The organism is Agrococcus lahaulensis DSM 17612, from assembly GCF_000425105.1.
GTDB classification, from domain to species: domain Bacteria; phylum Actinomycetota; class Actinomycetes; order Actinomycetales; family Microbacteriaceae; genus Agrococcus; species Agrococcus lahaulensis.
This window is the reverse complement of record NZ_AULD01000005.1, coordinates 324,553-349,860: the sequence shown is the minus strand read 5'-3', so window position 1 is coordinate 349,860 and position 25,308 is coordinate 324,553. Positions and strand designations below refer to the sequence as shown.

The following is a 25,308-nucleotide window of genomic DNA, read 5'->3' as shown; positions in this document are numbered from 1 at the left end:
GTGCTAGGACATCATGAGCATCGATCAGCGCAAGATCGGCTCAGGCGGCGCGAGGCGCGCTCAGGGCTCCCGGCTCAGCCTGGAGCGGAGGAACTGCTTCGTCTCCGCCCAGGCCGCCTCCGACGCATCCCGGCTGTACTTCGACACATCCGCGTTCTGGAACCCGTGGATCGAACCCGGGTACGAGCGCACGTGCACGTCGTCGTAGCCCTCGGCCTCGAGCCGCGCGCGGTAGTCCTCGGGCGCCTCGCGGCCGCTCCAGTCGTCGCTCTCGGCGAGCTGGAAGAGCACCGGCACGCGCGGGCCCGACTCGATGCCCGGGAACGGGGCGCCGTAGTAGGCGACGATCCCGTCGAGCGTCGGCTGCTGCGCCGCGTACATGAGCGCGATCGTCGAGCCCATCGAGAAGCCCACGACGCCCGCGCGACGGCTGCCTTCCGCGCGCGCCTCGCCGAGCGTCTCGCTCAGGATGTGGAGCGCGCCCTCGAGGTCGGCGTAGCGCTCCTGCAGCAGCTCGCCCGCCTCGTCGTCCTCGCGCGTCGAGCGGCCGGCGTAGAAGTCGGGCACGGCGACGCGGAAGCCCTCGTCGGAGAGGCGCCGGCCGAACGCGTCGATCCACGGCAGCCGGCCGTTCCAGTCGTGGGCGAGCACCACCACGGGGTCGCCCTCCGCGCCGTACCAGCGGGTCGCGGTGTCGTCGGTCGTCTCGATCGCCATGCTGCGCTCCTTCGCTCTCTCCAGGGAAACGGTAGCCCAGCCACGTACGGTGCCCCCATGGCAGACGGAGACACCTCGCGCATCCACCCCTCGAGGGCGGCGGGCGCCGCCGGTCGCGCGGGCGACAAGGCGCAGGACGCGGCGGGGCGCGCGAAGCGCCACCCCGCCGCCTCGATCGCGCAGGGCGTCGGCCAGGTCGCGAACGGGATCGTGCACCTCATCATCGGCGGCATCGCCCTCGGGATCGCGTTCGGCGCGGGCGGCTCGGCCGACCAGTCGGGCGCGATGCGGGCGCTGCAGCAGACCCCGCTCGGCGGGGTCGCCATCTGGTTCGTCGGCATCGCGCTCGCGGCGCTCGCCGTGCACTCCGCCGTGACAGCGATCGCCGAGTCGCGCCGGGGCTGGAAGGAGGCGGTGCGGCCCGGCGGTCGCGCGGTCGCCTACGCGGCGGTGTCGGTCACGGCCCTCGGCTTCGCGATCGGCAGCGGCAGCGACAGCGAGCAGGGCGCGCAGTCGATCTCGGCGCAGCTGCTCGCGACGCCCTTCGGGCCGTGGCTCGTCGGGCTCCTCGGGCTCGCGATCGTCGCGGTCGGCGTCGCGTTCATCGTCCGCGGCGCGCGGCGCGAGTTCCGCGAGGACGTGTCGCCGCCGGCGCGCTACCGGAAGGCCGTCGACGTGCTCGGCACCGCCGGCTACCTCGCGAAGGGCGGAGCGGTCGCGATCGTCGGCGTGCTGTTCGTCACCGCCGCCTTCCAGCGCGATCCGGAGGAGGCGGGCGGCCTCGACGGGGCGCTGCAGTCGCTCACCACCGTGCCCGGCGGCGTGATCGTGCTCGTCGCGATCGCGCTCGGCCTCATGCTCTACGGCGTCTACTGCTTCGCCCGCGGCGCCTGGTCGCGCTGACGCGCGCGCGATCCGCCGCGCGCTGCGCAGCGCCGGGCGCGCGCCGCTCGACTCGACCGCTTCCCGCCGACTCGACCCGTTGCAGCGGGTCGACTCGCCGAGAAGGGGTCAGCGCGCCGCGGGAACGGGTCGAGTCGCCGCGACCGGGTCGAGACGCGAGCGGGATCGGGTCGAGTCGCCGAGCTGGGTGACGAGCCGCTCTGGCGCACGCCTCAGCGCGCGCCGGGGCGCGTGCGCGGGTGCGGCAGGATCGGGTTCCGCAGCCGCAGCAGCTCCTTCGCGACCTCGGCGGGCGTCTTGCCGCCGCGCTCCCGAGGCGGCAGGTCGTCGAGCGTGGGCTCGGGGTTCCGGCCGGATGCGTCGTCGTCGCCGAGCGCGAACCCGGGCTTCCCCCGCGGCGCGTGCGACGCATCCGCCGCCTCGTGCTCCGCGCGCCCGGCGTCCTCCGGCGCCTCGGGCACGTGCGGGTGCGGCTCGACGTGGCCGCGCAGGCGCGCGTCGAGCCGCGAGAGGTCGGGACTCGTCGCCTGCAGGTCGCGGCCCATCGTGCGCAGCACGCGCACGGTCGTCTCGTAGTCCTCGTCGGAGACCGAGCGCTCGACGCGGCGCGAGACCTCCTCGTCGCCGAGCGAGCGGCGGGCTCGCTCGACGGCTGCGGCGGCGAGCTCGACCCAGTCCTCGAGTCGTCGACCCCGGTGCACGGCCATGGCGACCTCCTTCACCCCATCGTGCTCCCTTCGGCTGGGAACCGCACGCGCCGGCCCGGCGCGGCGCGGGCGATACGCTCGGGCTCGTGCTGCTCAGCGATCGCGACATCCGCGCCCGGCTCGCATCGGGCGACCTCGGCCTCGACCCGCTCGACCTGCAGATGGTGCAGCCCTCGAGCGTCGACGTGCGGCTCGACCGAGCGTTCCGGCTCTTCGACAACCACAAGTACCCGTTCATCGATCCCGCCGAGGACCAGCCGGAGCTCACCCGGCTCGTCGAGGTCGGGCCCGACGAGGCGTTCATCCTGCACCCGGGGGAGTTCGTGCTCGGCGCGACCTACGAGCGCGTGACGCTGCCCGACGACGTCGCCGCGCGGCTCGAGGGCAAGTCGTCGCTCGGGCGCCTCGGCCTGCTGACGCACTCGACGGCCGGGTTCATCGACCCCGGCTTCTCGGGCCACGTCACGCTCGAGCTCTCGAACGTCTCGACGCTCCCGATCAAGCTGTGGCCGGGCATGAAGATCGGGCAGGTCTGCTACTTCCAGCTCTCGTCGCCCGCCGAGACGCCCTACGGCAAGGGCGGCAACCTCAACCGCTACCAGGGGCAGCGCGGCCCGACCGCGTCGCGCTCGGCGCAGTCGTTCCACCGCACGCGCATCGAGTCGCCGATCGCCGCAGGCGACGTGCCTGCCGTGCCGGCCGAGGTCGAGCAGGCGGAGCCGTGAGCCGCCGCTGATGGCCGGTCCGCTGCGGGTCGAGCGCGACGTCTCCGTCGCGGCGTGGCTCGCCGACGCGCTCGCGTGGGATGCCTCGACCGCGACGATCGTGCCGCCCATCTTCGACGCCTACGCGCGCATCCTGCACCCCGCGACGCTCGAGACGCCCACGGGCGAGACGGATGCGTGGGGCACCCCGCAGTACGCCGACCGCCCACTGCGATGGGACGAGGCGGCGCAGCTGCTCGGCGAGCGCATGCGCGAGCCGATCGAGCCCGCACATGCGGCGTGGGACGCGCGGTTCGGCCAGTCCCCGTTCGAGCTGCCCGACGGCCGCCGCGTCATCGAGCCGCAGCTCGGCGACATCCCCGTCGCGACGCTCGCCGACCTCGCCACGCTGCTGCTCGACGAGCACGGCGACACCGAGGTGCTCGCCGCCGTGTGGGAGGGCAGCGGCCTCGACCCTCGCGGCGTCGGCTTCATGTTCTGGGCGGGCCCCGGTGAGCCGCCCCTCACCGACGCCGACCATCGGCGCCTCGAGCGCGAGCGGCGGGCAGAGCTCGAGGCGTCGATCGACCCCGAGGTGCGCGCGGCGATGGCGGATCGCGCGCTGCTGCCGCTGCCCGAGGGCACCGGCCGCGACCACGTGCTGCTGCGGGGCCGGCTCGAGTCGCTCGCCGACCCGGCGTGGGAGCGCACGGCCGGGCTCGGCTGGCAGCCCGGCGGTCGCGGCCGCACGCCGAACGCCCTCTGGCCCGCGGAGCCGCAGGGCACCCCCGCGTGGCTCGTCGCGACCGACATCGACCTCGACGTGACGCACGTCGGCGGCAGCGCGCACCTCATCGGCCGCGTGCTCGGGCATCCCGCGATCGAGGCCGAGCGCATCCGCCCCACCGACCCGCTGCTCTGACCCGCGTCACGGCGCGACGTGCGTGACGACGCGGGTCGACGCATCCCATCGCCGCACCGCGACCCCGCGGCCCTCGATCGCCGGTCCGAGGAGCGCGAGCGCCGCCGGCAGGTCGACGACGCGCAGCCGGCGGGCGAGGGTGACGTGCGGCATCCAGCGGTCCGGCAGCAGGTGCGGCGGGTCGTCGCCCTCGCCTGCCGCGCGCAGCACCGCCGCGTGCAGCGCGAGGAGCGCCGCCGAGGGCACGACCGCGCGCGCGAGCACGCGGCGCTCGCCCGAGCCGAACAGCAGCGGCGGCCCGAGCTCGATCGGGAGCGGCAGGGCGGCGTCGATCGAGAGCGGATGCGGCACCGGGCTCGAGCGCACCGCGAGCGTCACGTGCGGGCGGTTGCTCGCCGCCGCATGGCCGGCGAGGCTCGAGAATCCGGCTGCGGCGAGGGCGTCCCACTCGCGGCGCACGGCGGCCTCGGCGTCGTCGTCGAGCAGCAGCTCGAGGCTCGTGATCGCCTTCGCGCCGCCCGGCTCGCCCGCGTCCATGCGGACATCCTCACGCATCCGCCCGGAGGACGACCGAGGGCCGGCCCGTCACGCGGGCCGACCCTCGAGCGCTGCTGCGTGGCGCTACTGCGCGGTGTAGCCGCCGTCGACGAGGTGCTGCGAGCCCGTGATGTAGCTCGCCTTGTCCGAGAGCAGGAAGAGCACGAGCTCGGCGACCTCCTCGGCGCGACCGAGGCGGCCGATGGGGTGCTTGCCGACGAGGCCGTCGTAGAGGTCCTGCGGCAGCCCGCTCAGCAGCGGGGTGTCGATGTAGCCGGGGTGCACCGAGTTGATGCGCACGCCCTTGTCGGCGTAGCTGAGCGCGGCGGCCTTCGTCATGCCGGCGACGCCGTGCTTGGCCGCGACGTAGGGCAGCGCGTTGGCGTCGCCCACGACGCCGAGGATCGACGAGGTGTTGACGATGGCGCCGCCGCCGGCGGCGACGATCTGCGGCAGCTGGAAGTGCATGCCGTAGAAGACGGAGTGGAGGTTGACGTCCATGAGCTGCTGGTAGCCCTCGATGTCGATGTCCTCCGCGAGGCCCTGCGGGCCGCCGATGCCCGCGTTGTTGAAGGCGAGGTGGAGCGCGCCGTACTCCTCGACCGCCTTGTCGACGGCCGCCTTGACGTCGTCGGGCCTGCCGACGTCGCCGGCGATCGCGACCGCCGTGCCGCCGGCCGCGGTGATCTCGTCGACGACCGACTGGGCGACCTCGAGCTTCAGGTCGTTCACCACGACGTTGGCGCCCTCGGCGGTGAGCCGGATCGCGACGGCCTTGCCGATCCCCGATCCGCCACCGGTCACGACTGCGGTCTTGCCTGCGAACTGTCCACTCATGCTCATCACTCCTTCGCGCCCCTCGCAGGGCATCGTCCGAGGCCGGCCGGAACGACCGGTCACCGAAGCCAACAGCCCGGCGGCGGGATCTATTCGGCCGGTCGGTTCATCTCAGGCGGTTCGGCTCAAGCGGTCGCGCGCTCGGGCGCCATCGTCGCGGCGAGCGCGCCGAGCTCTGCGGCGCGAGCGCGGCGCGCCGCGGTCGCGTCGATCGCGCCCGCCTGCTCGAGGATGTCGATCGCTGCTCGCAGATCGCGCGCGATCTCATCCCGGCGCGCCGGGGGCAGCGCGTCGACCGCGTCGGCGAGCCGAGCGACGGAGCGATCGCTCCGCAGCGCCGGTGCGGAGCGCGAGCCGCGGCGGGCGAGCACGACGAGCGCCACGCTCAGCAGGGCGTCGGCGACCATGGGGACGACCCACGCGCCCGTGACAGGGATGCCCGACCCGACGAGCGAGTCGTCGACCTCGGCACCGGAGGCGAGCCAGGCGATCGCGCCGATCGCGCCGAGCACCGCCGGCACACCTCGCACGATCCAGACACCGGGCCCGCCGCGGTCGGCGCCGCGCGAGCGCAGCTCCTCGACGAGGGCGGGGATGCCGAGCAGCGTCGAGATGGTCGCGATGATGCCGAAGCTGCCGACCGCGAGCCCGCCGCCCTCGCCGAGGAGGATCCACGCGAAGACGGGCAGTCCCCAGACGAACGTGAGGGCGAGCCCGCCGATGATGAGCGCGACCTTGGGCACGCTGAGCGCGCGCTGCCACCCGGGCGCTCCGCGTCGCTCGCCGCGCAGCATGAGCGCCAGGTGGCGCGGCGCCGTCATCGCGAGCGCGTCGCGCACGCGATCCTCGCCGCGGAACGCTGCCGCCTCCATCCGCCACCAGTCGTCGGCCGCGAAGCTCGAGCGGTGAGCGGCATACCCGGCGGCGCTCACGCGTTCCAGCTCTCGACCGGCGGCACGACCTCGACGAGCCGCGAGCGCTGCTCGAGCCACGGCACGCCGTCGAGCTCGAGCCCGATGGGGCGCGCGCCGCCGACGACGGCCTCGGCGTAGGGCCGGAACGCCTCGATGCCCTGCGGCGGGAGCGGGCCGAGCGAGGCGATCACCGAGCCGCCCTCGCGCACCGCGAGCCACTGCACGAGCGAGTACGGCTCGCCGGCGCGCTCGGCGAGCACCTGCATGCGCAGCGCCTCGCCGAGGCCCGCGAGCTCGACGACGTCGTGCCGGGGCGGAAGCGTCGCGGGCGGCTCGAGGATCGTGCGCTGCGCGTCGTCGGGCAGCGCTCCCTCGATCACGTCGAAGCGCAGCACCGCGAGCGCGCTCACTTGCGGCGAGCGCACCGCGAGCGTGTACGTCGCGGTCGGGGCGACCCCGCCGCGCACGGCGTCGAGCCAGCGCACCACGCCCTCGCGATCCTCGAGCAGCCCCGGATCGTGCGCGCCGAGGCGCTCGAGCTCGGCGTGCGCCCAGCCGGGGGAGGGCTGCTCGCGCGGCACCTCGACGGTGAGCGTCGGGTCGAAGTCGACTTCGATGCCGTGCATCAGGGCTCCCAGGCGAAGGTCGCGACGTGGGCGTCGATGAGTGCGATCCACTGCTCGAGCACGTCGTCGTCGGCGGGCAGGTCGGTCGGATGCGTGATGACGGCCGTGAGCTGCAGGGCACGGCGCCGCCCGGTGCCGGGCACGGCGATCACGTAGACGATCGAGGTCGTCGCGCTCGACTCGCCGTCGAGCTCGACGTCCCGCCGCTCGAGCCAGCGGACGATGACGCCCCGGTCGTCGAGCGGCTTCGCGCCCTTGCGCCGGATGGCGTCGACGACGACCTCGCGCACGGGCGCGTCGGGCGTGCTGACTCGCTCGACGGCGGTGATCGTCGCGGGCAGGAAGAGCGACTGAGGCGCTTCCTCCCCCGGCATCATCACGAGGATCGCCCGCTGCTCGCGCAGCTGGCTGAAGGCGGTCGCGGCGTGCCGGCGCAGCTGCACGAGCAGATCCGGCCGGCCGGCGGTCGCGAGCCGCTTCGCGGCGGCCGCGAGCAGCTCCTCCTGCGACTGCTCGTCGGGGCTATACGAGACCCACCCCTGCGGCAGCAGCATGCGGAACGCGGGCACCGTGTCGTCGCCGCCGCGCAGCAGCGTGCGCAGATCAGTCATCCGGCCACCTCCGCGGCCAGGCTATCGGGGTCAATACGTCGGCCAGCGCAGCTGCTCGTAGGTGCCAGGGATGCCGGTGAAGAGGCCGACGGTGTCGCGCACGACGCCCGGCAGCACGCCGAAGTAGTTGCCGGCGAGGTCGCCGATGTGGGCCGCGGTCCACGGCAGGTGGTCGAGGTCGCCGAGCGCCTCCCACGTGTCGTCGCCGTGCGTCGACAGGAACTCCCCGATCATCTCGAAGCTCTCGCCGGCCAGGTACCCGGCCTCGGGCGCGAGGCCGCGCATGTTGGCGACCCAGGTCTTCGGGTTCAGTCCGGAACCGGTCGCGGACAGGCTCCATCGGGCCGCGTCGTCGCCGAACGACGTGCCCGACGCGCCGACCCAGCTCTTCATGCCGGTCTTGATGCCGCCGGAGGCGAAGTCGCCGAGCGAGCCGATCGGCAGCACGCCGACGATCGCGAAGCCGAGGTCCCAGCCGCTCGCGTCGCCGCGCGCGAACTGGTAGATCGTCAGGCCGAGCGCGACGACGCCGACGATGAGCGCGAGGAGCCCGACGATCGGGCCGCCGACGATGAGCGCGAGCGCGGCGAGCACGAGCCCGGCGACCGAGAGCACCGTCTGCACGAACTCGACGAGGCCGTCGAGGTTGTCGAGCCAGCTGTCCTCGAGGCCCTTGCCGTTCTGCGTCTCGATGCCCTTGTACGCCTCCTCGAACTCCTCCCACCACGCGTCGTACGCGGTGTCGTAGTCCTTCGCCTCGGTCTCCCAGTTCTCGTAGGCGGTGTCCCTCGCGAGCCTGGCCGCGTCGATCGCCTCCGTCCGGGCCTGCTCCGCCTGCGTCCGCGCCGCCGGGTCATCAGCGTCCTCGCCCGTCGGGCAGGAGACAGGTCTCGCGACGGCCTCCTCGTAGGCCTCGAGCTTCGTCTCGTAGATCTCCCAGAGCCGCTCGCACTCGGGCACGATGCGCTTCATCTTCGACTGCGCGGTCGAGAGCGCGGTGCCGTAGTCGCGCACGTACGGCCCGACGCGCATGTAGAAGGTGCCGGCCTTGTCCAGCTCCTCGTAGACCTCCTTCGAGACCTCCGTGAGCTTGTCGACCCACTGCCCCTCCTGCTCGGCGCCATCGGTGACAAGCGTCTCCATCGTCGAGGCGGCCAGGGTCATCTTGACCCCGAGGCTCACGATGTCGCTGCCGCGCTGCCAGATGTCGGACGCGTCGCCCTCGAGCACGTGGATGTCGTGCTTCCCGGGGGACTGCTCCATCGCGGCCACTACTGCTCCTCGCTCTGCATGCCGTCGGCGAGCTCCTTGTCGCCCGTCTGCCACCCCTCGCGCAGCTTCGTCGCGCTCTCGAGCACGGCGTCGAGCCCCTCGCGCAGCTGCTTCCGGCGGTCGTCCCACTGGCCCTCGAAGTCGTGCACGCGCGACTGCAGGTCGGCGTGCCCGTCGGGGCGGCCGACAGCGGCGACGAGATCCTCGCGGCGCGAGGAGGCCTGCTCGAACTCCTCGATGATCTCTGCGACGCGCGACTCGAGGCGCTCGAGCATCGCGTAGTTGACCTTGATGTTCACGGGGCTTCCGGGTCGGGGGACGGGGACGCCTCTGACGATATGCACTCGACCCTGGAGCCGCGATGGGGACTACTCCCCGCCGCGGCGAGCGCGGGCCCGAGCCGCCTCAGTCGCGGTCGTCGATCGTCGTCGGCTTCGGGTGCACGGGCAGCACGAGCAGCAGGCCTGCCGCGAGCACGAGCACGATGCCGAGGATGCCGAAGCGCGTGTCGCCGGCGAGCGAGACGAAGACCCCGAACAGGGTCGCGGTGAGGAACGAGACCGAGCGCCCGGTCGTCGCGTGGAGGCCGAACATCTCGCCCTCGCGCCCCTCGGGCGTGATGCGCGCCATGAAGCTGCGGGATGCCGACTGCACCGGGCCGACGAACGTCGCGAGCGCGAGCCCGCACAGCCAGAACATGCCCTTGCCGTCGACGAAGATGACGGCCGAGCCCGAGACCACGAGCACGGCGAGCGACACGATGATGACGACCTTGGGCCCGAAGCGGTCGTCGGCCCAGCCGCCGACGAACGTGCCGATGCCCGCGGTGACGTTCGCGGCGATCGCGAAGAGGATGACCTCGGTCGAGCTGAAGCCGAAGACCTGGGCCGCGATGATGGCGCCGAAGGTGAAGACGCCCGAGAGCCCGTCGCGGAAGATGGCGGAGGCGAGCAGGAAGAGCAGCGTCTTGGGTGCGCGGCGGCCGATGCGCCCGATGGTGCGGAAGAGGATGCGGTACGACTCGAGGATGCCGACGCGCTTGGGCGCGGCACCGGTCGGCGGCACCTCCGGCACGCGCACGAGCAGGGGGATCGCGAACGCGAGGAACCACACGGCGCTCGCGAGCACCGCGAGGCGCACGTCGAGGCCCGCGCCCTCGCGACCCGCGGGCACGTCGAGGATGCCGTTGCCCTCGCCGCCCATGTCGAAGATGAACAGCACGAGCAGCAGGCCGAGCAGCACGATGCCGCCGACGTAGCCCATGCCCCAGCCGAAGCCCGACGTGCGCCCGAGCGCCTGCTTCGTCGAGACCTGGTGGAGCATCGCGTTGTAGTTGACGCTCGCGAACTCGAAGAACAGGTTGCCCGCCGCGAGCAGCGCCGCGCCGAGCCAGATGCCGCCCGGCACGGGGGTGACGAAGAACATCCCCACCATCGCGATGATCGTGAGCCCGGTGTTGACGCCCACCCACAGCTTGCGACGGCCGCCGCCGTCGGAGCGCTGCCCGACGATCGGGGCGAGCAGCGCGACGAGCACGCCCGCGATCGCGACGGCCCACGCGACGATCGACGCGTTGTCGGCGAGTGCGCGCGTGAGCGGCTCTCCGCCGGCCTCGGCGACGTCGGCGTCGACGAAGAGGCTCGAGGCGAGGTAGGTGCTGAAGATGAACGTCGTGACCACGGCGTTGAACGACGCGGAGCCCCAGTCCCACAGCGCCCACGCGCGCGCTCGGCGGCCGAGCTCCCGGCGCGAGACGGGCGCGACGCCCGCTTGCGAGGGCTGCACGAGGTCGTCGGGCGACGGCTGGGGGGTGACGGATGCCTCTGCGGGCTCCTGCGACACGCTCATGGCCCGAGCGTAGGCGAGCCGGGCGAACGGGAGGTGTCGCGCCACGGTCGCGCGGTGCGAGTTCACGAGGGTGGTACCGCTTCGCCGCCTGGAGCCGGGCTCGAGCGACCATTCGGTACCACCCCGCGGCGAGGGTGGTACCGATTTGCCGCCTGGAGCCGAGCCCGAGCGGCCATTCGGTACCACCCGGCCTCAGGCAACGCCGAGGCGTCGCGCGCGGGCGGCGCGCACTCGCGCGACGAGCGAGCGGCCGCCGTCGCGCAGATCCGCCTTCGTCACCCGGATCACGATCCAGCCGAGCGCCTCGAGCTCCTCCTGGCGCCGGATGTCCTTCGCCCACTGCTCCGCGTCGGTGCGGTGGTGGTCGCCCTCGTACTCGATCGCGATGCGCAGCTCGGGGTAGGCGAGGTCGAGCTCCGCGACGAGCCGGCCCTCGTGCCAGACGGGGTGCTGCACGACGGGCTCCGGCAGCCCGGCCGCGACGATCGCGAGGCGAGATCGCGTCTCGCGCGGCGAGTCGACGCCGACCCTCGCAGCCGCGATCGCGGCGAGCAGGGCGGCCGAGCCGGGGCCGCGCCGGTACTGCTCGACGGCCGTCGAGAGCTCGTCGAGCGTCGCGTACGGCCGCTCGAACCGCAGGTCTCGGTACCGCGTCGACGGCGTGACGAGCGCATCGGCGAGCTGCACGAGCTGCTCGTGCCCGGCGCTGCGCCCCATCGTGACGAAGGCGCCGATCGGCCCGAGCGTCGGCAGTCCGTCGACCTCGCCGACGCCGAGCCTCGAGCTGGCGAACTGCAGGGATCGCACCCCGGCGGCTCGAGTCCGCGCCATGCCGCCGGGCACGCCGATGACGAGCGGCTCGTCGGTGCGCCACGCCGCCTCGACCGGCAGCCCCCACAAGCGGGCCGCGGTGATGCCCGCGAACACGTGCCCGTCGCGCATCCGCGGCGCGAAGGCGAGCGCGAGCGCCAGCACCGAGTCGGGCGGGGCGTCGGCGCGCACGCCGTGGAACGGGCGCTCGAGATCGGCCGCGCGGAGCCGCCGACGCGACACGCCGAGCCTCAGCGCCTCCGCGGTCGAGAAGGCGCCGCTCGCGAGCGGCTCTGGCAGCGGAGCGGGGGAGGGCATGCGCGCATGGTGCGGCGTCCCGGGTGCCGACGGGACGCATCCGCCCGCCGGTGTGGAGAGCGCGTCAGGCGGCGAGCGAGATGAGCAGCGACGCGAAGACGGCGATGATGACCGTGCTGTAGGCGAAGCCGACGATCGACTGCACCGTGACGAGGCGCCGAGCCGACCGGGTGGTGAGGGCGACGTCGGCCGATGAGAACGTCGCGGAGAGCTGCACCGAGAGGTAGACGAAGTCGGAGAAGTCGCGCTCCTCCTCGCCGGGGAACTCGAGCCCGCCGCGCTCTGCCCAGCCGCGCATGTGCTCGACGGCGAACACCGCGACGAGCAGCACCCACGTGCCCCCGACACCCAGCACGCACGACGCGATGAGCCAGAGGTCGATCGAGTCGCCGCTCGTCGCGAGCAGCACGACCGAGATGACCCCGACCACGACGATGAGCACCGCCCACGATGTCGGCCCGCCGCCGTAGAGCACGCGCACGATCGCGCTCAGCTCCTCCGAGCGGCGCAGCCGCGCGCGGAGCCGATCGCCCGAGAGCGAGCGGAAGGCGAGGTGCGAGAGCCACAGGAACGCCGGCCCGTAGGCGCCGAACGCGAGCGTCAGCACGCTCGCGAGCGACGACCGCATCGAGAGGTCGACGCCGCCGAGCGCGCTCATGCCGAGCACCGCGAGCGCGGCGGAGGCGCCCGCGATGAGCGACGCCAGGGTGTGCCGGGTGCTCTCGCGGTGGAGCCTCCGGTTGCCTCTCGCCACGGCGTCAACGCTACCGGCGGCCACCGAGACTCTCGGCCGATGCACAGCCGCGAAAGTTGACATGCTTCGACTCAAGGTGAGAAACTTGAGCCATCGCGACTCAAGTCAGCAGCGCCCGCCGGGCGCGGTCGCAGCCGGGGTTCCGGGAGACGGGCCCACCGCCGAGCACGTCGGCGGGCTCGTCTGCCGGAATCAGGCAATGAGCGCAGCGCGAGCTGCGAACAGGAGGCAAGCACATGGCACGAGCAGTCGGCATCGACCTCGGCACCACCAACTCCGTCGTCGCGTTCCTCGACGGCGGCGAGCCCACCGTCATCGCGAACGCCGAAGGATTCCGCACCACCCCTTCGGTCGTCGCGTTCGTCAAGGATGGCGAGACCCTCGTCGGCGAGCCGGCGAAGCGACAGGCGGTCACGAACGTCGATCGCACCATCACGTCGGTCAAGCGCCACATGGGCACCGACTGGAAGAAGGAGATCGACGGCAAGCAGTACACGCCGCAGGAGATCTCGGCGCGCATCCTCGGCAAGCTCAAGCGCGACGCCGAGACCTACCTCGGCGAGAAGGTGACGGATGCGGTCATCACCGTGCCCGCGTACTTCAACGACGCCGAGCGCCAGGCGACGAAGGAGGCCGGCGAGATCGCGGGCCTCAACGTGCTCCGCATCATCAACGAGCCCACCGCGGCGGCGCTCGCGTACGGCCTCGACAAGGGCAAGGAGGATGAGCTCATCCTCGTCTTCGACCTCGGTGGCGGCACGTTCGACGTCTCCCTCCTCGAGGTGGGCAAGGACGACGACTTCTCCACCATCCAGGTTCGCGCGACCGCCGGCGACAACCGCCTCGGCGGCGACGACTGGGACGACCGCGTCGTCGAGTGGCTCAAGCAGCGCTTCAAGGAGCAGTCGGGCGTCGACGTCTCGAACGACAAGATCGCGATGCGCCGCCTGAAGGAGGCCGCCGAGCAGGCGAAGAAGGAGCTCTCGTCGTCGTCGACCACGAGCATCCAGCTGCCCTACTTCTCGCTCACCGAGAACGGCCCCGCCAACCTCGAGGAGACGCTCACCCGCGCGCAGTTCGAGAACATGACGAAGGACCTGCTCGAGCGCACCCGCAAGCCCTTCGAGGACGTTATCCGCGAGGCGGGCATCAAGGTCGACGACATCGCGCACGTCGTGCTCGTCGGCGGCTCGACCCGCATGCCCGCGGTCACCGAGCTCGTCAAGCAGCTCACCGGCGGCAAGGAGCCCAACAAGGGCGTCAACCCGGATGAGGTCGTCGCCGTCGGCGCCGCCCTGCAGGCCGGCGTGCTGCGCGGCGAGCGCAAGGACGTGCTGCTCATCGACGTCACCCCGCTCTCGCTCGGCATCGAGACCAAGGGCGGCATGATGACGAAGCTCATCGAGCGCAACACCGCCATCCCGACGAAGCGCTCCGAGACCTTCACGACCGCCGAGGACAACCAGCCCTCGGTCGCGATCCAGGTCTTCCAGGGCGAGCGCGACTTCACGCGCGACAACAAGCCGCTCGGCACGTTCGAGCTCACCGGCATCGCGCCGGCGCCGCGCGGCGTGCCGCAGATCGAGGTCACCTTCGACATCGACGCGAACGGCATCGTGCACGTGTCCGCGAAGGACAAGGGCACGGGCAAGGAGCAGTCGATGACGATCACGGGCGGCTCGAGCCTCTCGAAGGAGGACATCGACCGCATGGTCAAGGACGCCGAGGCGAACGCGGCGGCCGACAAGGCGCGCCGCGAGGCCGCCGAGCTGCGCAACACCGGCGAGACGCTCGTCTACTCGGTCGAGAAGGTGCTGACCGACAACGCCGAGCAGCTGCCCGACGACGTGAAGAACGACGTGCAGGCGGATGTCGACGCGGTGAAGTCGGCCCTCGCGGGCGACGACGACGAGGCGGTGAAGACCGCGGTCGAGAAGCTGCAGCAGTCGCAGTCGAAGCTCGGCGAGGCGATCTACGCGCAGTCCCAGGCCCAGGCGCAGGCGGATGCGTCGGGTGACGAGCCGCAGGCCGCCCCGGCGGAGGACGACGACGTCGTCGATGCCGAGGTCGTCGACGACGAGGACGAGAAGAAGTAGCCATGACGAGTCACGAGGACGACAAGCGCGACGAGGCCGAGGGCCGCGAGGAGCCCAAGGTGCACGACAAGCGCCGCATCGACCCCGTGACGGGAGAGCCCCGCGAGCCGGCAGCAGACGCCGCCGGCTCCGGGGCCGCCCCGTCGGAGGGCACGGCGGATGCGTCGGCCGAGGGCCAGCAGAGCGATGACCTGAGCGAGGCCGACCGGGCCCTGCTCGAGGGCGAGGCCGCGGCGATCGAGGCGGAGCGCGCCGCGCTGCAGGCGAAGTCCGAGCAGCAGCAGGACGAGCTCGCGCGGCTCAAGGCCGAGTACGTCAACTACCGCAACCGCACCGAGCGGGAGCGCGCGGGCGACCGCGACGCGACCATCGCATCCGTCATCGCCTCGATGCTGCCGGCGCTCGACGACCTCGATCTGGCCGACAAGCACGGCGATCTGGTCGAGGGCCCGCTCGCGATCGTGGCGCAGAAGCTGCGCGCCTCGTTCGAGCAGCTCGGCGTCGTGAAGCTCGGGGAGGTCGGCGAGGCGTTCGACATCGACAAGCACGAGGCCGTCGCCCAGCTGCCCAACCCGGAGGTGACCGAGATGGTCGTCGCCGACGTCGTGCAGGCGGGCTACCGCGTGGGCGAGCGCGTGCTGCGCGCGGCCAAGGTCGCGGTGTTCGTCCCGGCGGAGTGATGCCGGCGCGAGAGGGGAGCGGCGTGAGCCGCGAGCGTCTGAGGGAGGTGGAGCATGGCTAGCAACGACTGGTTCGACAAGGACTTCTACGCCGTGCTCGGCGTGCCCAAGGACGTCTCCGAGGCCGACCTCAAGAAGACCTACCGGAAGCTCGCCCGGCAGTACCACCCGGACTCCAACCCGGGTGACGCATCCGCCGAGGCGAAGTTCAAGGAGATCTCCGAGGCGCACGCCGTGCTCTCGGACCCGAAGCAGCGGCAGGAGTACGACGCCGTCCGCGCGATGGCGGGCGGCAGGCCGCGCTTCGCCCCCGGCGGCTCCGGCGGCTTCGAGGACATCTTCGGCGGCTTCGGGGGCGGTGGCGGCGGCCCGCGCGTGCAGTACTCGCAAGGCGACTTCGAGGACCTGCTCGGCGGCATGTTCGGCGGCCAGAGCGGGTTCGGCGGGGGCTTCGGCGCCCGTCGGCCCGCGAAGGGCCGCGACGTCACCGCGCGCGCGGCGCTCGACTTCACCTCGGCGGTGCAGGGCGACACGCTCAAGCTCACGGTCGGCGGGAAGACCATGACCGTCAAGATCCCGGCCGGCGTGCACGACGGGCAGAAGATCAAGCTGCGAGGCAAGGGCGACCCCTCGCCCTCCGGCGGCGAGCCGGGCGACCTCATCCTCACGGTGCAGGTGCGCCCGCACCCGGTCTTCACGATGGACGGCCTCAACCTGCGCGTCGACGTGCCGGTGACGTTCGCCGAGGCGGCGCTCGGCGCGACGATCGAGGTGCCGACGCTCGGCGGCAGCCCGGTGCGGCTCAAGGTCGCCCCCGGCACCCCCTCGGGTCGCGTGCTGCGCGTCAAGGGGCGCGGCGTCGCCGGCAAGCAGGGCACGGGCGATCTGCTCGCGACCATCCAGGTCGTGGTGCCGAGCCACCTCACGAAGGCGCAGGTCGAGCACCTCGAGGCGTTCGTCGAGGCGGGCCCGAAGGAGTCGCCGCGCGCCGAGCTGCTCGCGAAGGCGAAGGCGTCGTGATGCGTGCAGCGCCGTCGGGCTTCGACGAGACGTCGCCGATCTTCTCGATCGCGGCGGCCGCCGAGCTCGCCGGCCTGCACGCGCAGACGCTGCGCCAGTACGACCGGCTCGGGCTCGTCGAGCCCGCCCGCACCGCGGGCAACACGCGCCGCTACTCGATGCGCGACGTCGGGCGGCTCAAGCAGGTGCAGCTGCTCTCGAGCGAGGGCGTCTCGCTCGAGGGCATCCGCCGCATCCTCGCGATGAGCGACGAGAACCGCGAGCTGCGCGCGCGGGTGCGACATCTCGAGGCGGCACTGGCGGATGCGGTGATGCAGCAGCACGGACGCCGCGTGTTCGCGGCGGGCTCGGCGGGCATCACGACGCTCCGCGCGGGCGCACGCCCCTCGAAGCCCGGCTCCGTCGTGCTCTGGGGCCCGCAGCCGCGCGGCTGAGCGGCAACCCCGCGTCGGTCGCGCCGCCGCAGGCGGCGCATCGAGACCCCGATGCGATGATGGTGCCCGTGGACGACCCGGCACGCCGCGACCGCGCAGAGCGCGGCGCTCGCGACGAGCCCGGGCCCGCCCGGCCGGATCCCGCCGCGCCGCCGCTGCCCGGCACCGCGACGCCCGTCCCGGTCGACGCGGCGGCGCGGGCGGCCGCTGCCGGCAGAGCACACGCTGTGCGCGCCGAATCCGCGCCGGCTCGCGATGCGCTCGTCCCGACGACCGCGCTGCAGACCCGCGCGGCCGAGCGGGAGCGCCGACGCCGCGAGCGCGAGCGCGCCGCGATGCCCGCGTACGCGCCGCCGCCCATGCACGAGCCCCCGCACTCCGCCGCCCCGCCGGTCGCCCCTTCCTTCCCGCCGCAGAGTGTCGGCACTCTGCTGTCCGGCGGCCCCGCAGCAGCAGAGTTCCGGCACTCTGCGCCGGCCGCAGCGGCGCTGCCCGGCTATGCGCCTGCGCCGGGCTACGGCCCGCCCGCGGGCTACGCCGTGCCGATGCACCCGGCGGCGCCGTACGCATCCGCAACTCCGTACCCCTACGCGGCCTACCCGCCCCCGCCGCCCCCGCGCCTGCCGTGGACGCGGCGGCAGACGCGCGCCGCCGTGCTGAGCTCGTGGCTCGGGCAGACCGTCATGGCGCTCGCGACGCACTTCCTCGTCACCTACTTCTCGATCGTCGGCTTCGCGTGGCTGCTGCACGCCACCGGCGAGCCGATCGGCACGATCGAGGCCGACTCGCTCACCTCGACCGTCGCGCTCTGGACGATGCCCGACCGCGTCGTGGCCACCGCGATCATCGGGGCGATCGTCGGCGGCGGGCTGCTCGCGCTCGGCGCGATCCTCAGCCGCCAGTGGGGCAGGGCCGCGGGGCTCGCGAAGCCGCACCGCTCGGCATGGCTCGCGTGGCTCTGCACGACCGGCGTGACGGGGCTCTTCGGCTTCGCCTACTGGCCGGGGGCGATCGTGGTCGCCTTCGTCGCGACCGTCGCGAGCTCATCGGCGTCGCTCACGCTCGGCTCGATGTGGGCGACGCTCTTCGGGCTGCTCGCGATGGCGGTCGTGCTCACGGGCGGGGTGGGGCTGCTGTTCGGCTGGCTCTTCCTCTCGACCTCGCGCCCGCGCGTCGACCCGCGCGCGATCGCCGCGGCGCAGGAGGCGGCCGCCGAGGCCGCCGCGCGCGCTCGCGACGAGGCGGAGCTCACGCAGGTGCGGCCGCGCGGAGCGCGCCCGTGAGCCGAGCCGCGGCCCGCGCGCAGCACCCCGACGTGCTCGACCAGGCGCAGCGCGCGGCGGTGCGATCGGCGGGCGGCGTGGGGCTCTCGCTCGTGGCCGGGGGTGCCTCGCTCATCTGGGGCATGCTCGCGGCAGCGCTCGTCGTCATCGTGCTGCGCGCCGCGATCATCGACCTGTTCGACGGCGTCGAGTGGGGGCTCGCGGTCGTCGACTGGATCGAGCGGCTCGACGCGTCGTGGCTCGTGCCCGTCGTGCTCGTGCTCGTCGTGCTCGCCGTCGCCGCGGGCGCCCTCGGCTGCTGGCTCTCCACCCGTCGCATGCGGCGGGCGGGCGTGGTCGCGCCGGCGGCGGTGACCCTCCGGGGCGCCGCGCTCGGCACGGCGCTGCAAGCGGCGCTCTCGACGCTCTCGAGCTGGCTGCTCGGGCTGCTGACGCTCTTGACCGGCACGCTCGGCTTCTGGCTCGCCGCGGGCATCTGGGTGCTCGCCTCCATCGCCGTCTCGACGCTCATCGGCTGGCTCGCCGGCCCTCACACGTGGCTCGCGATCGCGCGCCGTGAGGCGCGGCGAGCGCAGGAGGCCAGCGCGCTCTCCTGACCCTTGCGCGCCCGCACGCCGCCGAGCATGCTCGGAGCCGCGGCGGCGCGCGCGCCGCGCGTCGCCAGGAGCGAGGAGGCACGGATGCGACTGGTCGCGCACGAGTTCATGACCCTCGACGGCGTCATGCAGGGCCCCGGCCGCCGTGACGAGGACACCGAGGGCGGCTTCCGCTGGGGCGGCTGGGTCGCGCCGAGCTTCGACGAGGCGGTCGGCGAGGTCGTCTCGGGCTGGTTCGAGCGCACCGACGCGCTGCTCTTCGGCCGCCGCACCTACGACATGATGGCCGGCTACTGGCCGCAGGTGACCGACGACGGCGATCCCGTCGCGCAGCGGCTCAGCACCGCACCGAAGCACGTCGTCTCCACGACGCTGCGGCTCGACGAGGCGCCCTGGGCCGTCACCGAGTCGGTCATCGCCGACGACGTGCCCGAGCGCATCCGCGCCCTCAAGTCGACGGGCGACGGCGAGCTGCAGGTGCACGGCTCATGGCGGCTGCTGCAGACCCTCATCGCCGAGCACCTCCTCGACGAGCTGCGGCTCATCGTCTTCCCGGTGATCGTGGGCGAGGGGAAGCGCGTCTTCGATCGCGTGACGCAGCCGACCGGGTTCGAGGTGGCGGGTGCGCGCGTCGCGCCGAGCGGTGCCGTCGCGATGTCGCTCACCCCGGCGAGGTCGTCGACGGCCGCGAGGTCGCGGTCGAGGAGGAGCGGGGCGACCTCGACTGACGTCGCTCAGCGCCGGGCGGCTGCTCTCGCGAGCATGCGCCTGGCCGCGCGCACGCGCACGGGCCGGCAGCCCGCATCCGTGAGCCTCGCGACGATCGCCGGCTCGCGGCCGGCCAGGATGAGGCCGCGCTTGACGAGGAACGCGGGGCTCTTGCGCCGCTCGCGCAGGTCGCGCGCGAAGCGCAGCGCCATCGTGAGCCAGCGCGAGCGGTGCACGCAGAGCGCGTCGGCGAGGATGCCGCGCCGCCGCGCCTCCTCGACGACCTCGGCCACGAAGACTCCCTCGGCGACGAAGAGCCGCGCGCCGTCGAGCGCGACGGGATGCACGCCGACGGATGCGCTGCGGGAGATGTCGTAGACCGGCACGGTGGTGCGGCCGGTGCGGGCGAGCTGCTCGAGCGCGTCGATCGCCCGGTCGCGGTGCCATGAGCCGGGGTGGTCCCAGTCGACCTCGCCCGTCTCGAGCCGCGGCAGCTCGGGGTCGTCGCCCTCGCGGTAGAAGTCGTCGAGCCGCAGCACCGGGAGTCCGGAGCGCTCGGCGATGCGCGACTTGCCGGAGCCGGACGCGCCGCCGATGAGGACGACCCGCGCGAGGGGCTCGTCGGCGGCGGGCATGGGCTCCATCTTCTCACGGCGCTGGACCGCGGACGGCGAGGGCGCGTGCCGTTCAGCCGCGCGTCAGTGCCGAGCCGCCATGCTCGACGCATGCGCGTGCTCGTGGTCGACGACGAGGTGCGCCTCGCCGACGGCATCCGGCGCGGTCTGCTCGCCGAGGGGATGACGGTCGACGTCGCGCACGACGGCGTCGACGGGCTGTGGCGTGCGCGCGAGTTCGCCTACGACGTCGTGCTGCTCGACGTGATGATGCCGGGCATGAGCGGCTATCGCGTCTGCCAGGCGATGCGCGCCGAAGGCATCTGGACGCCCGTGCTCTTCCTCACCGCGAAGGACGGCGAGTGGGACGAGGTCGAGGGGCTCGACACCGGCGGCGACGACTGGCTCACCAAGCCCTTCTCCTTCCCCGTGCTCGTCGCGCGGATCCGCGCGCTCGCGCGCCGCGGGGGCCGCGAGCGGCCGGTCGTGCTCGAGGCGGGCGACCTGCGGCTCGATCCCGCGGCGCGCACCGCGCATCGCGGGGACGAGCGGCTCGAGCTGAGCGCGCGCGAGTTCGCGGTGCTCGAGCTGCTCATGCGGCGCCGCGGCGAGGCGGTGACGAAGCGCGAGCTGCTCGACGACGTCTGGTCGGAGGACTTCGAGGGCGATCCGAACATCGTCGAGGTGTACGTCGGCCGGCTGCGGCGGAAGATCGACCGGCCGTTCGGGCGCGAGGCGATCCAGACGGTGCGCGCCGCCGGCTACCGGTTGGCGGCCGACGGTGGCTGACGAGGCGGTCGAGCGGCGCGCGGGCCGCCGCCCGTCGATCCGGCTGCGCATCGTCGCCGCCGCTGTCGCGGTCGTCGCCGTCGCGCTAGGAGTCGGCGCGGCGACGCTCGTCTGGACGCTCGAGCGCATGCTGCAGGCATCCGTCGCCGAGCAGCTCGCCGACGAGCTCGACGCCCTCGCGCAAGGCGTCGACGAGGGCACGATCCAGACGGCGGCGCTCGTGCAGCGGGACGACGACGTGCTCGTGGCGCTGCGCTCGCCCACGAGCGTCGTCGTCAACACCGACGCGGCTGCCGCGCTGCCCGTACCGGAGGGCCGGGCGCCGGTCACCGCGACCGTCGACGGCGAGCGCTTCGTCGTGGTGGCAGCCGAGGTGGACGCCGGCACGATCGTCGTCGCGCGGTCGCTCGCGCCGGTCGACGACGCCGCGCGCTCGGCGACCGCGCTCCTCGCTGTCGCGGTGCCGCTCGCGGTCATCCTCGTCGCGACGGTGGTGTGGATCGTCGTCGACCGCGCGCTCGCGCACGTCGACCGGATGCGGGCGCAAGTCGACGACATCGACGCGACGGGCCTCGACCGCCGGATCGAGACGACGAGCCGCGGCGACGAGCTCGACCGGCTCGCGGCGACCATGAACCGCATGCTCGACCGCATCGAGGCCGACGCGCGCTCGCGCCGCCGCTTCGTCTCGGACGCGTCGCACGAGCTGCGCTCGCCGCTCGCCTCGATGCGGCAGTTCGCCGAGCTCGCGCGGGCGCATCCCGACGCCGTGCGGCCGGACGAGCTGACCGACGTCGTGCTGCAGGAGGGCGAGCGGATGCACGGCATCGTCGAGGCGCTGCTGCTGCTCGCGAGGCTCGACGAGCGCGGCGCCGCGAGCGGCCAGCGGCAGCCGGTCGACCTCGACGACCTCGCGCTCGCGGAGGTCGCTCGCGTGCGTGCGCTCGGCCGCGCGGCGGTTGGCGCCGCGGTGCGAGCCGCACCGGTCGAGGGCGACGCGCGCCTGCTCGGCCTCGCGTGCCGCAACCTCGTCGACAACGCGCTCCGGCATGCGCGCGACCGGATCGCGCTCGGCTCCGGCGTGCGCGACGGCCGAGCCATGCTCTGGGTCGACGATGACGGCGCCGGCGTGCCGGTCGAGGAGCGGGAGCGCGTGTTCGAGCGCTTCGTGCGCCTCGACGAGGCGAGGGCGCGCGACGACGGCGGAGCCGGGCTCGGCCTCGCGATCGCGCGGCAGGTCGCTCGCGCCTACGGCGGCGACGCCTGGGTCACAGACGCTCCGCTCGGCGGGGCGCGCTTCGTGCTCGAGCTGCCGGCCGCGCGCGATGCCGAACGCGGCGCCTGACGCCGCGTTCAGCATCGTTCAGTCGTGCGTCAGCGCCCGGCGGCGAGGGTGGAGCCATGAACGAGCAGCAGCACCCCGAAGACCGATCGCCCGAGACCATCGGTGCCGACGACCCGTCGCCGCGCCACCCCGACGCGCCCGCTGACGCGGCCGCGGCCGACACCGCCCGGCACGACGCGGCGGCCGAGCCGACGCCGCCGCGCCGCGGCCGCGGCATCCTGCGTCCCATCCTCATCGGCTCCGGCGCGGCCGCGGTCGTCCTCGCGGTCGCGGGCGTCGGCCTCTCGATCGCCGACGCGTTCGACGACGACGACGATCCCGCGCCCGCCGCTTCCGCCTCCGCGTCGTCGGAGGCCGGCGATGACAGCGACGACGACTCCGCGGCGGCCCTCGACGGCACGGTGCCTGCCGAGCCCGCCGACCTCGCCGCCGCCATCGAGGCGGCGATCGTCGCCGCAGGCGGTGGCGACGCGACGAGCGTCGAGATCGAGCGCGACGGCTGGAAGGTCGACGTGCGCCTCGCGGACGGGAGCGAGGTGGAGGTGCGAGTGCCGCTGACCGGCGAGCCGGTCGTGCGCGCCGACGGCAACGGCGACGACTCGAGCGACGCGCCGCTCGACCCCGCGCGGGTCGCGCAGATCAGCGATGCCGCCATCGCGGCCGCGGGCGGCGGCGTCGTGGTCTCGATCGAGACCGAGGACGACGCCGATGTGCGATTCGAGGTCGAGGTCGCAATCGGCGGTGACGAGGTCGACGTCGAGCTCGCCGACGACCTGACGGTCGTCTCGGCCGACCGCTGACCGACCGGAGGCGCCCGGCGAGCCAGCCTCGCCGGGCGCCTCGACGCGTCACCCCTCGAGGAAGCGCGCGAGCACCTCGGTGAACACCTTCGGCTGCTCGGAGTGCACCCAGTGGCCCGCGCCCTTGATCGTCACGCGGCGCACGTTCGGGAACAGCGCCTCCATCTGCGGGGCGAACTCGTCGCGCACGTAGCCGGAGTCGGCGCCCGCGATCCACAGCACGGGTCCCTCGTAGACGGCGTCGGTCTGGGGGAAGCCGCGCAGCACCGCGAGGTCGCGGCGCAGCACCTCGAGGTTGGGCAGCCAGCGCCAGCCGTCGCCGTCGCGCTGCAAGCTCTGCAGCAGGAAGCCGCGCACGCCGGGGTCGGGCGCGGCCTCGGCGAGCGCTTCGCTCGCCTCCGAGCGGGAGCCGAGCGCCTCGAGGTCGATCGCGAGCATGCCGTCGATGTAGCGCGCGAACTCGTCGGTCGAGCGGTAGGCGACGGGGGAGACGTCGACGACGCACAGCCGCTCGACCTTCTCAGGGTGCCGCAAGGCGGCGAGCATCGCGGCCTTGCCGCCCATCGAGTGGCCGACGAGCGCGGTCGGCTCGTCGATCGCGCTCGCCACCGCATCCGCCATCTCGAGGTAGTCGAGGCGCTCGGTCCAGCCGGAGCGCCCGTGGTTCGGCATGTCGACGAGCGTGACGCGATGCCGATCGGCGAGCGCCTTCGCGACCTGCGTCCAGTTCTTGCCCTGCCCGAAGAGGCCGTGGCAGAGCATGACGGGCGAGCCGCGCTCGCCGAGGCGGGTCAGGTGCAGGTCGGTCACGCCGCCACGCTATCGGCGCGACCCGTGGAGGCAATATGAAGGCGCGGCGTCCGCCGGGTGGCGGCGCCGCGCCTGCGGAGCGGCACGGCTCAGCTCGTCGAGCCGGCCGTCGCCGACGCCGACTCGCCCTCGCTCGAGCGCGAGCCCTCGCCGGTGCCGATCTGCGTCTGACCGCCGCTGCCGTGCTGCACCTCGATCTTGCGAGGCTTCGCGCGCTCGGCGACCGGGATCGTGAGCGTGAGCACGCCGTGCTCGTACGACGCCTCGATGCGGTCGAGGTCGACGTCGTTGCCGAGGCTCAGCTGGCGCATGTAGCGGCCGGCGGGTCGCTCCTGCGCGATCCACTGCCGCTGGTCGCCGCCGCCGATCGTGCGCTCGGCCTGGATCGTCAGCGTGCCGGCGTCGATGCCGAGGTCGATCGAACCCGGGTCGATGCCCGGCAGGTCGACGTGCACGACGTAGTGATCGCCGGAGCGGTAGAGATCCATCGGCATCCAGCTCGAGGCCGCCGCGGCGCCACCGGCGCCGCTCAGCAGCCGAGCGGTCATCCTGTCCATCTCGCGGAACGGGTCGAAGGTCAGTGCCATTGACAACCACCTCCTCCACGTGCGGCCGCGCCCTGTGCGACGGCCGTCGGTGTCTTCGGCAGCTCCCTCGGGCTCTGCCCCGAGGAGCGCCTCCATTTTAGCACTCGACCCAAGAGAGTGCTAACGCCTCGCTTCGAGCCTGCTGGGAGCCGGAGGCGTGCTCGCGGCTACCGGCGATCGCTCACGTCGAAGCCCGCGCGATCGACGCGGCGGTGGAAGCGCATGCCCGCGAGGCCGCCGAGCACGGCCCCGATGAGCGCGACGACCGCGACCACGACCGCCGAGATGATCGTCGCGAGCGTCGCCTGGTCCTCCGGGAGCGGCAGGGTCGGCATCGAGCCGGGCGGGAGCGCGAAGTTCTGCCCCGCGACGAGCCCGATGATCGCCGCGACGATCGCGATCACGACCGCCCACGCCCAGACGGCGACGCCTTGCTTCGCGCCGTCGAAGCGCGCCATCCGGCCGGCGACGTAGCCGCCGCAGTAGTAGGCGACGAACCAGATGACGAGCAGGATGACCGCGCCCCAGATGCCGGCGGACTGCAGGTCCTGCTGCGCTCCCTCGACGACGTCGTCGACGTCGCGGCCGGAGAGCGATGCGATGAGCGCGCCGATCGCGGCGGCGAGCGCGATGAGGAGCACCACGGCGCCGGTGGCGGTGAGCCAGCCGAAGAACGCCGCGCCCGCCTTCACCCCGCCGAAGCGCTCGCGCTCGCGCGCGACGACCGCCTCGCGATCGTGGCGCAGGTCGCCGGTCACGCGGTCGTCGTCGTGCCGACGCTCGCGGGCGTCGGTGGCTCCCGAGCGGTCGTCGTCGTGCCGGTGCGCCCGCGCCTCGGTGGCACCGGTGCGGCCGTCGTCGCGCGTCGAGGCATCCCGGTCCGGATCGAAGGGGCGGCTCCGCGGAGTGGAGTCGTCCGGGCCCTGTGTGGTCATGTCGAGCTCCTCACATCGGTCACGTCGTCGTGGTCGATCGGGGCGCCGGTGCGGCGACCGTCCCTTCAGTATCCGCCGCCGAGCGCATCGGGCCCGGTTTTCCTAGCCAACGTCCAGCATCCGTAGTAAAC

General features: G+C 73.6%; 28 protein-coding genes and 1 pseudogene. 13 read left to right on the top strand and 16 right to left on the bottom strand.

What is annotated here, in order from left to right:
* Positions 1-60 precede the first annotated feature (60 nt).
* The gene (locus H508_RS16550; protein WP_026372855.1) at positions 61-717 is read right to left on the bottom strand and encodes a dienelactone hydrolase family protein; all 657 of its coding nucleotides are present in this window, start codon (positions 715-717) and stop codon (positions 61-63) included.
* A gap of 57 nt (positions 718-774) precedes the next feature.
* Here H508_RS16550 and H508_RS0102180 point away from each other — a divergent pair, with 57 nt between their 5' ends.
* The gene (locus tag H508_RS0102180) at positions 775-1,620 is read left to right on the top strand and encodes a DUF1206 domain-containing protein (protein ID WP_051222529.1); all 846 of its coding nucleotides are present in this window, start codon (positions 775-777) and stop codon (positions 1,618-1,620) included.
* Between the two features lie 212 nt (positions 1,621-1,832).
* On the opposite strand, the gene H508_RS0102175 is transcribed toward H508_RS0102180, so the two are convergent.
* Positions 1,833-2,327 carry a hypothetical protein gene (locus H508_RS0102175; RefSeq protein WP_026372853.1) on the bottom strand — a complete coding sequence of 165 codons (495 nt, stop codon included), beginning with the start codon at positions 2,325-2,327 and terminating at the stop codon, positions 1,833-1,835.
* Positions 2,328-2,413: 86 nt separating this feature from the next.
* On the opposite strand from H508_RS0102175, the gene dcd reads away from it, so the two are divergent.
* Together dcd and H508_RS0102165 are read left to right on the top strand one after the other, a co-directional pair.
* Entirely contained in the window at positions 2,414-3,052 is a 639-nt protein-coding gene (gene dcd / locus H508_RS0102170; protein WP_026372852.1) for a dCTP deaminase, read from the top strand.
* Between the two features lie 10 nt (positions 3,053-3,062).
* Positions 3,063-3,953: a hypothetical protein gene (locus H508_RS0102165; protein WP_026372851.1), complete on the top strand. Its 891-nt coding sequence runs from the start codon at positions 3,063-3,065 to the stop codon at positions 3,951-3,953.
* 6 nt (positions 3,954-3,959) lie between these two features.
* Here H508_RS0102165 and H508_RS0102160 read toward each other — a convergent pair whose 3' ends face one another.
* The 10 genes from H508_RS0102160 to H508_RS16545 form a co-directional block, all read right to left on the bottom strand.
* Positions 3,960-4,490, bottom strand: coding sequence for a 2'-5' RNA ligase family protein (locus H508_RS0102160; RefSeq protein ID WP_026372850.1), 531 nt, complete (start codon positions 4,488-4,490; stop codon positions 3,960-3,962).
* A gap of 84 nt (positions 4,491-4,574) precedes the next feature.
* Entirely contained in the window at positions 4,575-5,327 is a 753-nt protein-coding gene (locus H508_RS0102155) for an SDR family NAD(P)-dependent oxidoreductase (RefSeq protein ID WP_026372849.1), read from the bottom strand.
* 125 nt (positions 5,328-5,452) lie between these two features.
* Positions 5,453-6,259, bottom strand: a complete 807-nt coding sequence (locus tag H508_RS0102150; RefSeq protein WP_026372848.1) for a hypothetical protein — start codon at positions 6,257-6,259, stop codon at positions 5,453-5,455.
* Positions 6,256-6,867, bottom strand: coding sequence for a hypothetical protein (locus H508_RS0102145; protein WP_026372847.1), 612 nt, complete (start codon positions 6,865-6,867; stop codon positions 6,256-6,258). Before H508_RS0102145 ends, H508_RS0102150 begins: the two co-directional genes overlap by 4 nt.
* Entirely contained in the window at positions 6,867-7,478 is a 612-nt protein-coding gene (locus tag H508_RS0102140) for a hypothetical protein (protein WP_026372846.1), read from the bottom strand. The genes H508_RS0102145 and H508_RS0102140 overlap by 1 nt, the downstream gene beginning before the upstream one ends.
* Before the next feature lie 30 nt (positions 7,479-7,508).
* A complete protein-coding gene (locus H508_RS0102135) occupies positions 7,509-8,741 on the bottom strand; it encodes a hypothetical protein (protein ID WP_156905954.1) in 1,233 nt (410 codons plus the stop codon).
* An 8-nt stretch (positions 8,742-8,749) separates the two neighbouring features.
* Positions 8,750-9,049, bottom strand: a complete 300-nt coding sequence (locus H508_RS0102130) for a hypothetical protein (RefSeq protein WP_026372844.1) — start codon at positions 9,047-9,049, stop codon at positions 8,750-8,752.
* A gap of 106 nt (positions 9,050-9,155) precedes the next feature.
* The gene (locus H508_RS14010; protein WP_084154950.1) at positions 9,156-10,598 is read right to left on the bottom strand and encodes an MFS transporter; all 1,443 of its coding nucleotides are present in this window, start codon (positions 10,596-10,598) and stop codon (positions 9,156-9,158) included.
* 192 nt (positions 10,599-10,790) lie between these two features.
* On the bottom strand, positions 10,791-11,726 hold the full coding sequence (locus H508_RS0102120) for an endonuclease domain-containing protein (RefSeq protein WP_035253646.1): 936 nt from the start codon (positions 11,724-11,726) through the stop codon (positions 10,791-10,793).
* A 64-nt stretch (positions 11,727-11,790) separates the two neighbouring features.
* Positions 11,791-12,480, bottom strand: coding sequence for a DUF1345 domain-containing protein (locus tag H508_RS16545; protein WP_026372842.1), 690 nt, complete (start codon positions 12,478-12,480; stop codon positions 11,791-11,793).
* A 236-nt stretch (positions 12,481-12,716) separates the two neighbouring features.
* Here H508_RS16545 and dnaK point away from each other — a divergent pair, with 236 nt between their 5' ends.
* The 7 genes and pseudogenes from dnaK to H508_RS18005 form a co-directional block, all read left to right on the top strand.
* The gene (dnaK, locus tag H508_RS0102110) at positions 12,717-14,576 is read left to right on the top strand and encodes a molecular chaperone DnaK (protein ID WP_026372841.1); all 1,860 of its coding nucleotides are present in this window, start codon (positions 12,717-12,719) and stop codon (positions 14,574-14,576) included.
* Positions 14,577-14,578: 2 nt separating this feature from the next.
* Positions 14,579-15,256, top strand: coding sequence for a nucleotide exchange factor GrpE (locus H508_RS0102105; protein ID WP_026372840.1), 678 nt, complete (start codon positions 14,579-14,581; stop codon positions 15,254-15,256).
* 54 nt (positions 15,257-15,310) lie between these two features.
* A complete protein-coding gene (locus H508_RS0102100) occupies positions 15,311-16,276 on the top strand; it encodes a DnaJ C-terminal domain-containing protein (RefSeq protein ID WP_026372839.1) in 966 nt (321 codons plus the stop codon).
* Positions 16,276-16,710: a heat shock protein transcriptional repressor HspR gene (locus H508_RS0102095; protein WP_026372838.1), complete on the top strand. Its 435-nt coding sequence runs from the start codon at positions 16,276-16,278 to the stop codon at positions 16,708-16,710. The genes H508_RS0102100 and H508_RS0102095 overlap by 1 nt, the downstream gene beginning before the upstream one ends.
* A 68-nt stretch (positions 16,711-16,778) precedes the next feature.
* On the top strand, positions 16,779-17,993 hold the full coding sequence (locus H508_RS0102090) for a hypothetical protein (RefSeq protein ID WP_026372837.1): 1,215 nt from the start codon (positions 16,779-16,781) through the stop codon (positions 17,991-17,993).
* Complete coding sequence (locus H508_RS0102085) at positions 17,990-18,589, top strand: hypothetical protein (RefSeq protein ID WP_026372836.1); 600 nt, start codon at positions 17,990-17,992, stop codon at positions 18,587-18,589. The genes H508_RS0102090 and H508_RS0102085 overlap by 4 nt, the downstream gene beginning before the upstream one ends.
* A 27-nt stretch (positions 18,590-18,616) precedes the next feature.
* Positions 18,617-19,198: pseudogene (locus H508_RS18005) on the top strand (dihydrofolate reductase family protein); the annotation flags it as partial.
* A 125-nt stretch (positions 19,199-19,323) separates the two neighbouring features.
* On the opposite strand, the gene H508_RS17030 reads toward H508_RS18005, so the two are convergent.
* The gene (locus H508_RS17030; RefSeq protein WP_245569421.1) at positions 19,324-19,932 is read right to left on the bottom strand and encodes a uridine kinase family protein; all 609 of its coding nucleotides are present in this window, start codon (positions 19,930-19,932) and stop codon (positions 19,324-19,326) included.
* 90 nt (positions 19,933-20,022) lie between these two features.
* Between H508_RS17030 and H508_RS0102075 the strand changes: the two genes are divergently transcribed.
* The 3 genes from H508_RS0102075 to H508_RS16535 are packed head-to-tail and all read left to right on the top strand — an operon-like array spanning position 20,023 to position 22,845.
* The gene (locus tag H508_RS0102075) at positions 20,023-20,700 is read left to right on the top strand and encodes a response regulator transcription factor (RefSeq protein ID WP_026372835.1); all 678 of its coding nucleotides are present in this window, start codon (positions 20,023-20,025) and stop codon (positions 20,698-20,700) included.
* Entirely contained in the window at positions 20,693-22,045 is a 1,353-nt protein-coding gene (locus H508_RS0102070; RefSeq protein ID WP_051222525.1) for a sensor histidine kinase, read from the top strand. The genes H508_RS0102075 and H508_RS0102070 overlap by 8 nt, the downstream gene beginning before the upstream one ends.
* Before the next feature lie 56 nt (positions 22,046-22,101).
* Positions 22,102-22,845 (top strand): hypothetical protein, encoded by a 744-nt coding sequence (locus tag H508_RS16535; RefSeq protein ID WP_051222523.1) that lies wholly within the window; start codon positions 22,102-22,104, stop codon positions 22,843-22,845.
* Positions 22,846-22,893: 48 nt separating this feature from the next.
* On the opposite strand, the gene H508_RS0102060 is transcribed toward H508_RS16535, so the two are convergent.
* From H508_RS0102060 to H508_RS0102050, 3 genes are all read right to left on the bottom strand, one after another.
* Positions 22,894-23,655: an alpha/beta fold hydrolase gene (locus H508_RS0102060; RefSeq protein ID WP_051222521.1), complete on the bottom strand. Its 762-nt coding sequence runs from the start codon at positions 23,653-23,655 to the stop codon at positions 22,894-22,896.
* Between the two features lie 89 nt (positions 23,656-23,744).
* The gene (locus H508_RS0102055; protein ID WP_026372832.1) at positions 23,745-24,242 is read right to left on the bottom strand and encodes an Hsp20/alpha crystallin family protein; all 498 of its coding nucleotides are present in this window, start codon (positions 24,240-24,242) and stop codon (positions 23,745-23,747) included.
* Between the two features lie 167 nt (positions 24,243-24,409).
* On the bottom strand, positions 24,410-25,177 hold the full coding sequence (locus H508_RS0102050) for a hypothetical protein (RefSeq protein ID WP_026372831.1): 768 nt from the start codon (positions 25,175-25,177) through the stop codon (positions 24,410-24,412).
* Positions 25,178-25,308 lie beyond the last annotated feature (131 nt).

Coding starts and splice junctions, on each gene's coding strand:
- H508_RS16550 (WP_026372855.1), bottom strand. CDS start 717: ATGGCGATCGAGACGACCGACGACACCGCGACCCGCTGGTACGGCGCG.
- H508_RS0102180 (WP_051222529.1), top strand. CDS start 775: ATGGCAGACGGAGACACCTCGCGCATCCACCCCTCGAGGGCGGCGGGC.
- H508_RS0102175 (WP_026372853.1), bottom strand. CDS start 2,327: ATGGCCGTGCACCGGGGTCGACGACTCGAGGACTGGGTCGAGCTCGCC.
- H508_RS0102165 (WP_026372851.1), top strand. CDS start 3,063: ATGGCCGGTCCGCTGCGGGTCGAGCGCGACGTCTCCGTCGCGGCGTGG.
- H508_RS0102160 (WP_026372850.1), bottom strand. CDS start 4,490: ATGGACGCGGGCGAGCCGGGCGGCGCGAAGGCGATCACGAGCCTCGAG.
- H508_RS0102155 (WP_026372849.1), bottom strand. CDS start 5,327: ATGAGTGGACAGTTCGCAGGCAAGACCGCAGTCGTGACCGGTGGCGGA.
- H508_RS0102145 (WP_026372847.1), bottom strand. CDS start 6,867: ATGCACGGCATCGAAGTCGACTTCGACCCGACGCTCACCGTCGAGGTG.
- H508_RS0102140 (WP_026372846.1), bottom strand. CDS start 7,478: ATGACTGATCTGCGCACGCTGCTGCGCGGCGGCGACGACACGGTGCCC.
- H508_RS0102135 (WP_156905954.1), bottom strand. CDS start 8,741: ATGGAGCAGTCCCCCGGGAAGCACGACATCCACGTGCTCGAGGGCGAC.
- H508_RS14010 (WP_084154950.1), bottom strand. CDS start 10,598: ATGAGCGTGTCGCAGGAGCCCGCAGAGGCATCCGTCACCCCCCAGCCG.
- H508_RS0102120 (WP_035253646.1), bottom strand. CDS start 11,726: ATGCCCTCCCCCGCTCCGCTGCCAGAGCCGCTCGCGAGCGGCGCCTTC.
- dnaK (WP_026372841.1), top strand. CDS start 12,717: ATGGCACGAGCAGTCGGCATCGACCTCGGCACCACCAACTCCGTCGTC.
- H508_RS0102105 (WP_026372840.1), top strand. CDS start 14,579: ATGACGAGTCACGAGGACGACAAGCGCGACGAGGCCGAGGGCCGCGAG.
- H508_RS0102100 (WP_026372839.1), top strand. CDS start 15,311: ATGGCTAGCAACGACTGGTTCGACAAGGACTTCTACGCCGTGCTCGGC.
- H508_RS0102095 (WP_026372838.1), top strand. CDS start 16,276: ATGCGTGCAGCGCCGTCGGGCTTCGACGAGACGTCGCCGATCTTCTCG.
- H508_RS17030 (WP_245569421.1), bottom strand. CDS start 19,932: ATGCCCGCCGCCGACGAGCCCCTCGCGCGGGTCGTCCTCATCGGCGGC.
- H508_RS0102075 (WP_026372835.1), top strand. CDS start 20,023: ATGCGCGTGCTCGTGGTCGACGACGAGGTGCGCCTCGCCGACGGCATC.
- H508_RS16535 (WP_051222523.1), top strand. CDS start 22,102: ATGAACGAGCAGCAGCACCCCGAAGACCGATCGCCCGAGACCATCGGT.
- H508_RS0102055 (WP_026372832.1), bottom strand. CDS start 24,242: ATGGCACTGACCTTCGACCCGTTCCGCGAGATGGACAGGATGACCGCT.
- H508_RS0102050 (WP_026372831.1), bottom strand. CDS start 25,177: ATGACCACACAGGGCCCGGACGACTCCACTCCGCGGAGCCGCCCCTTC.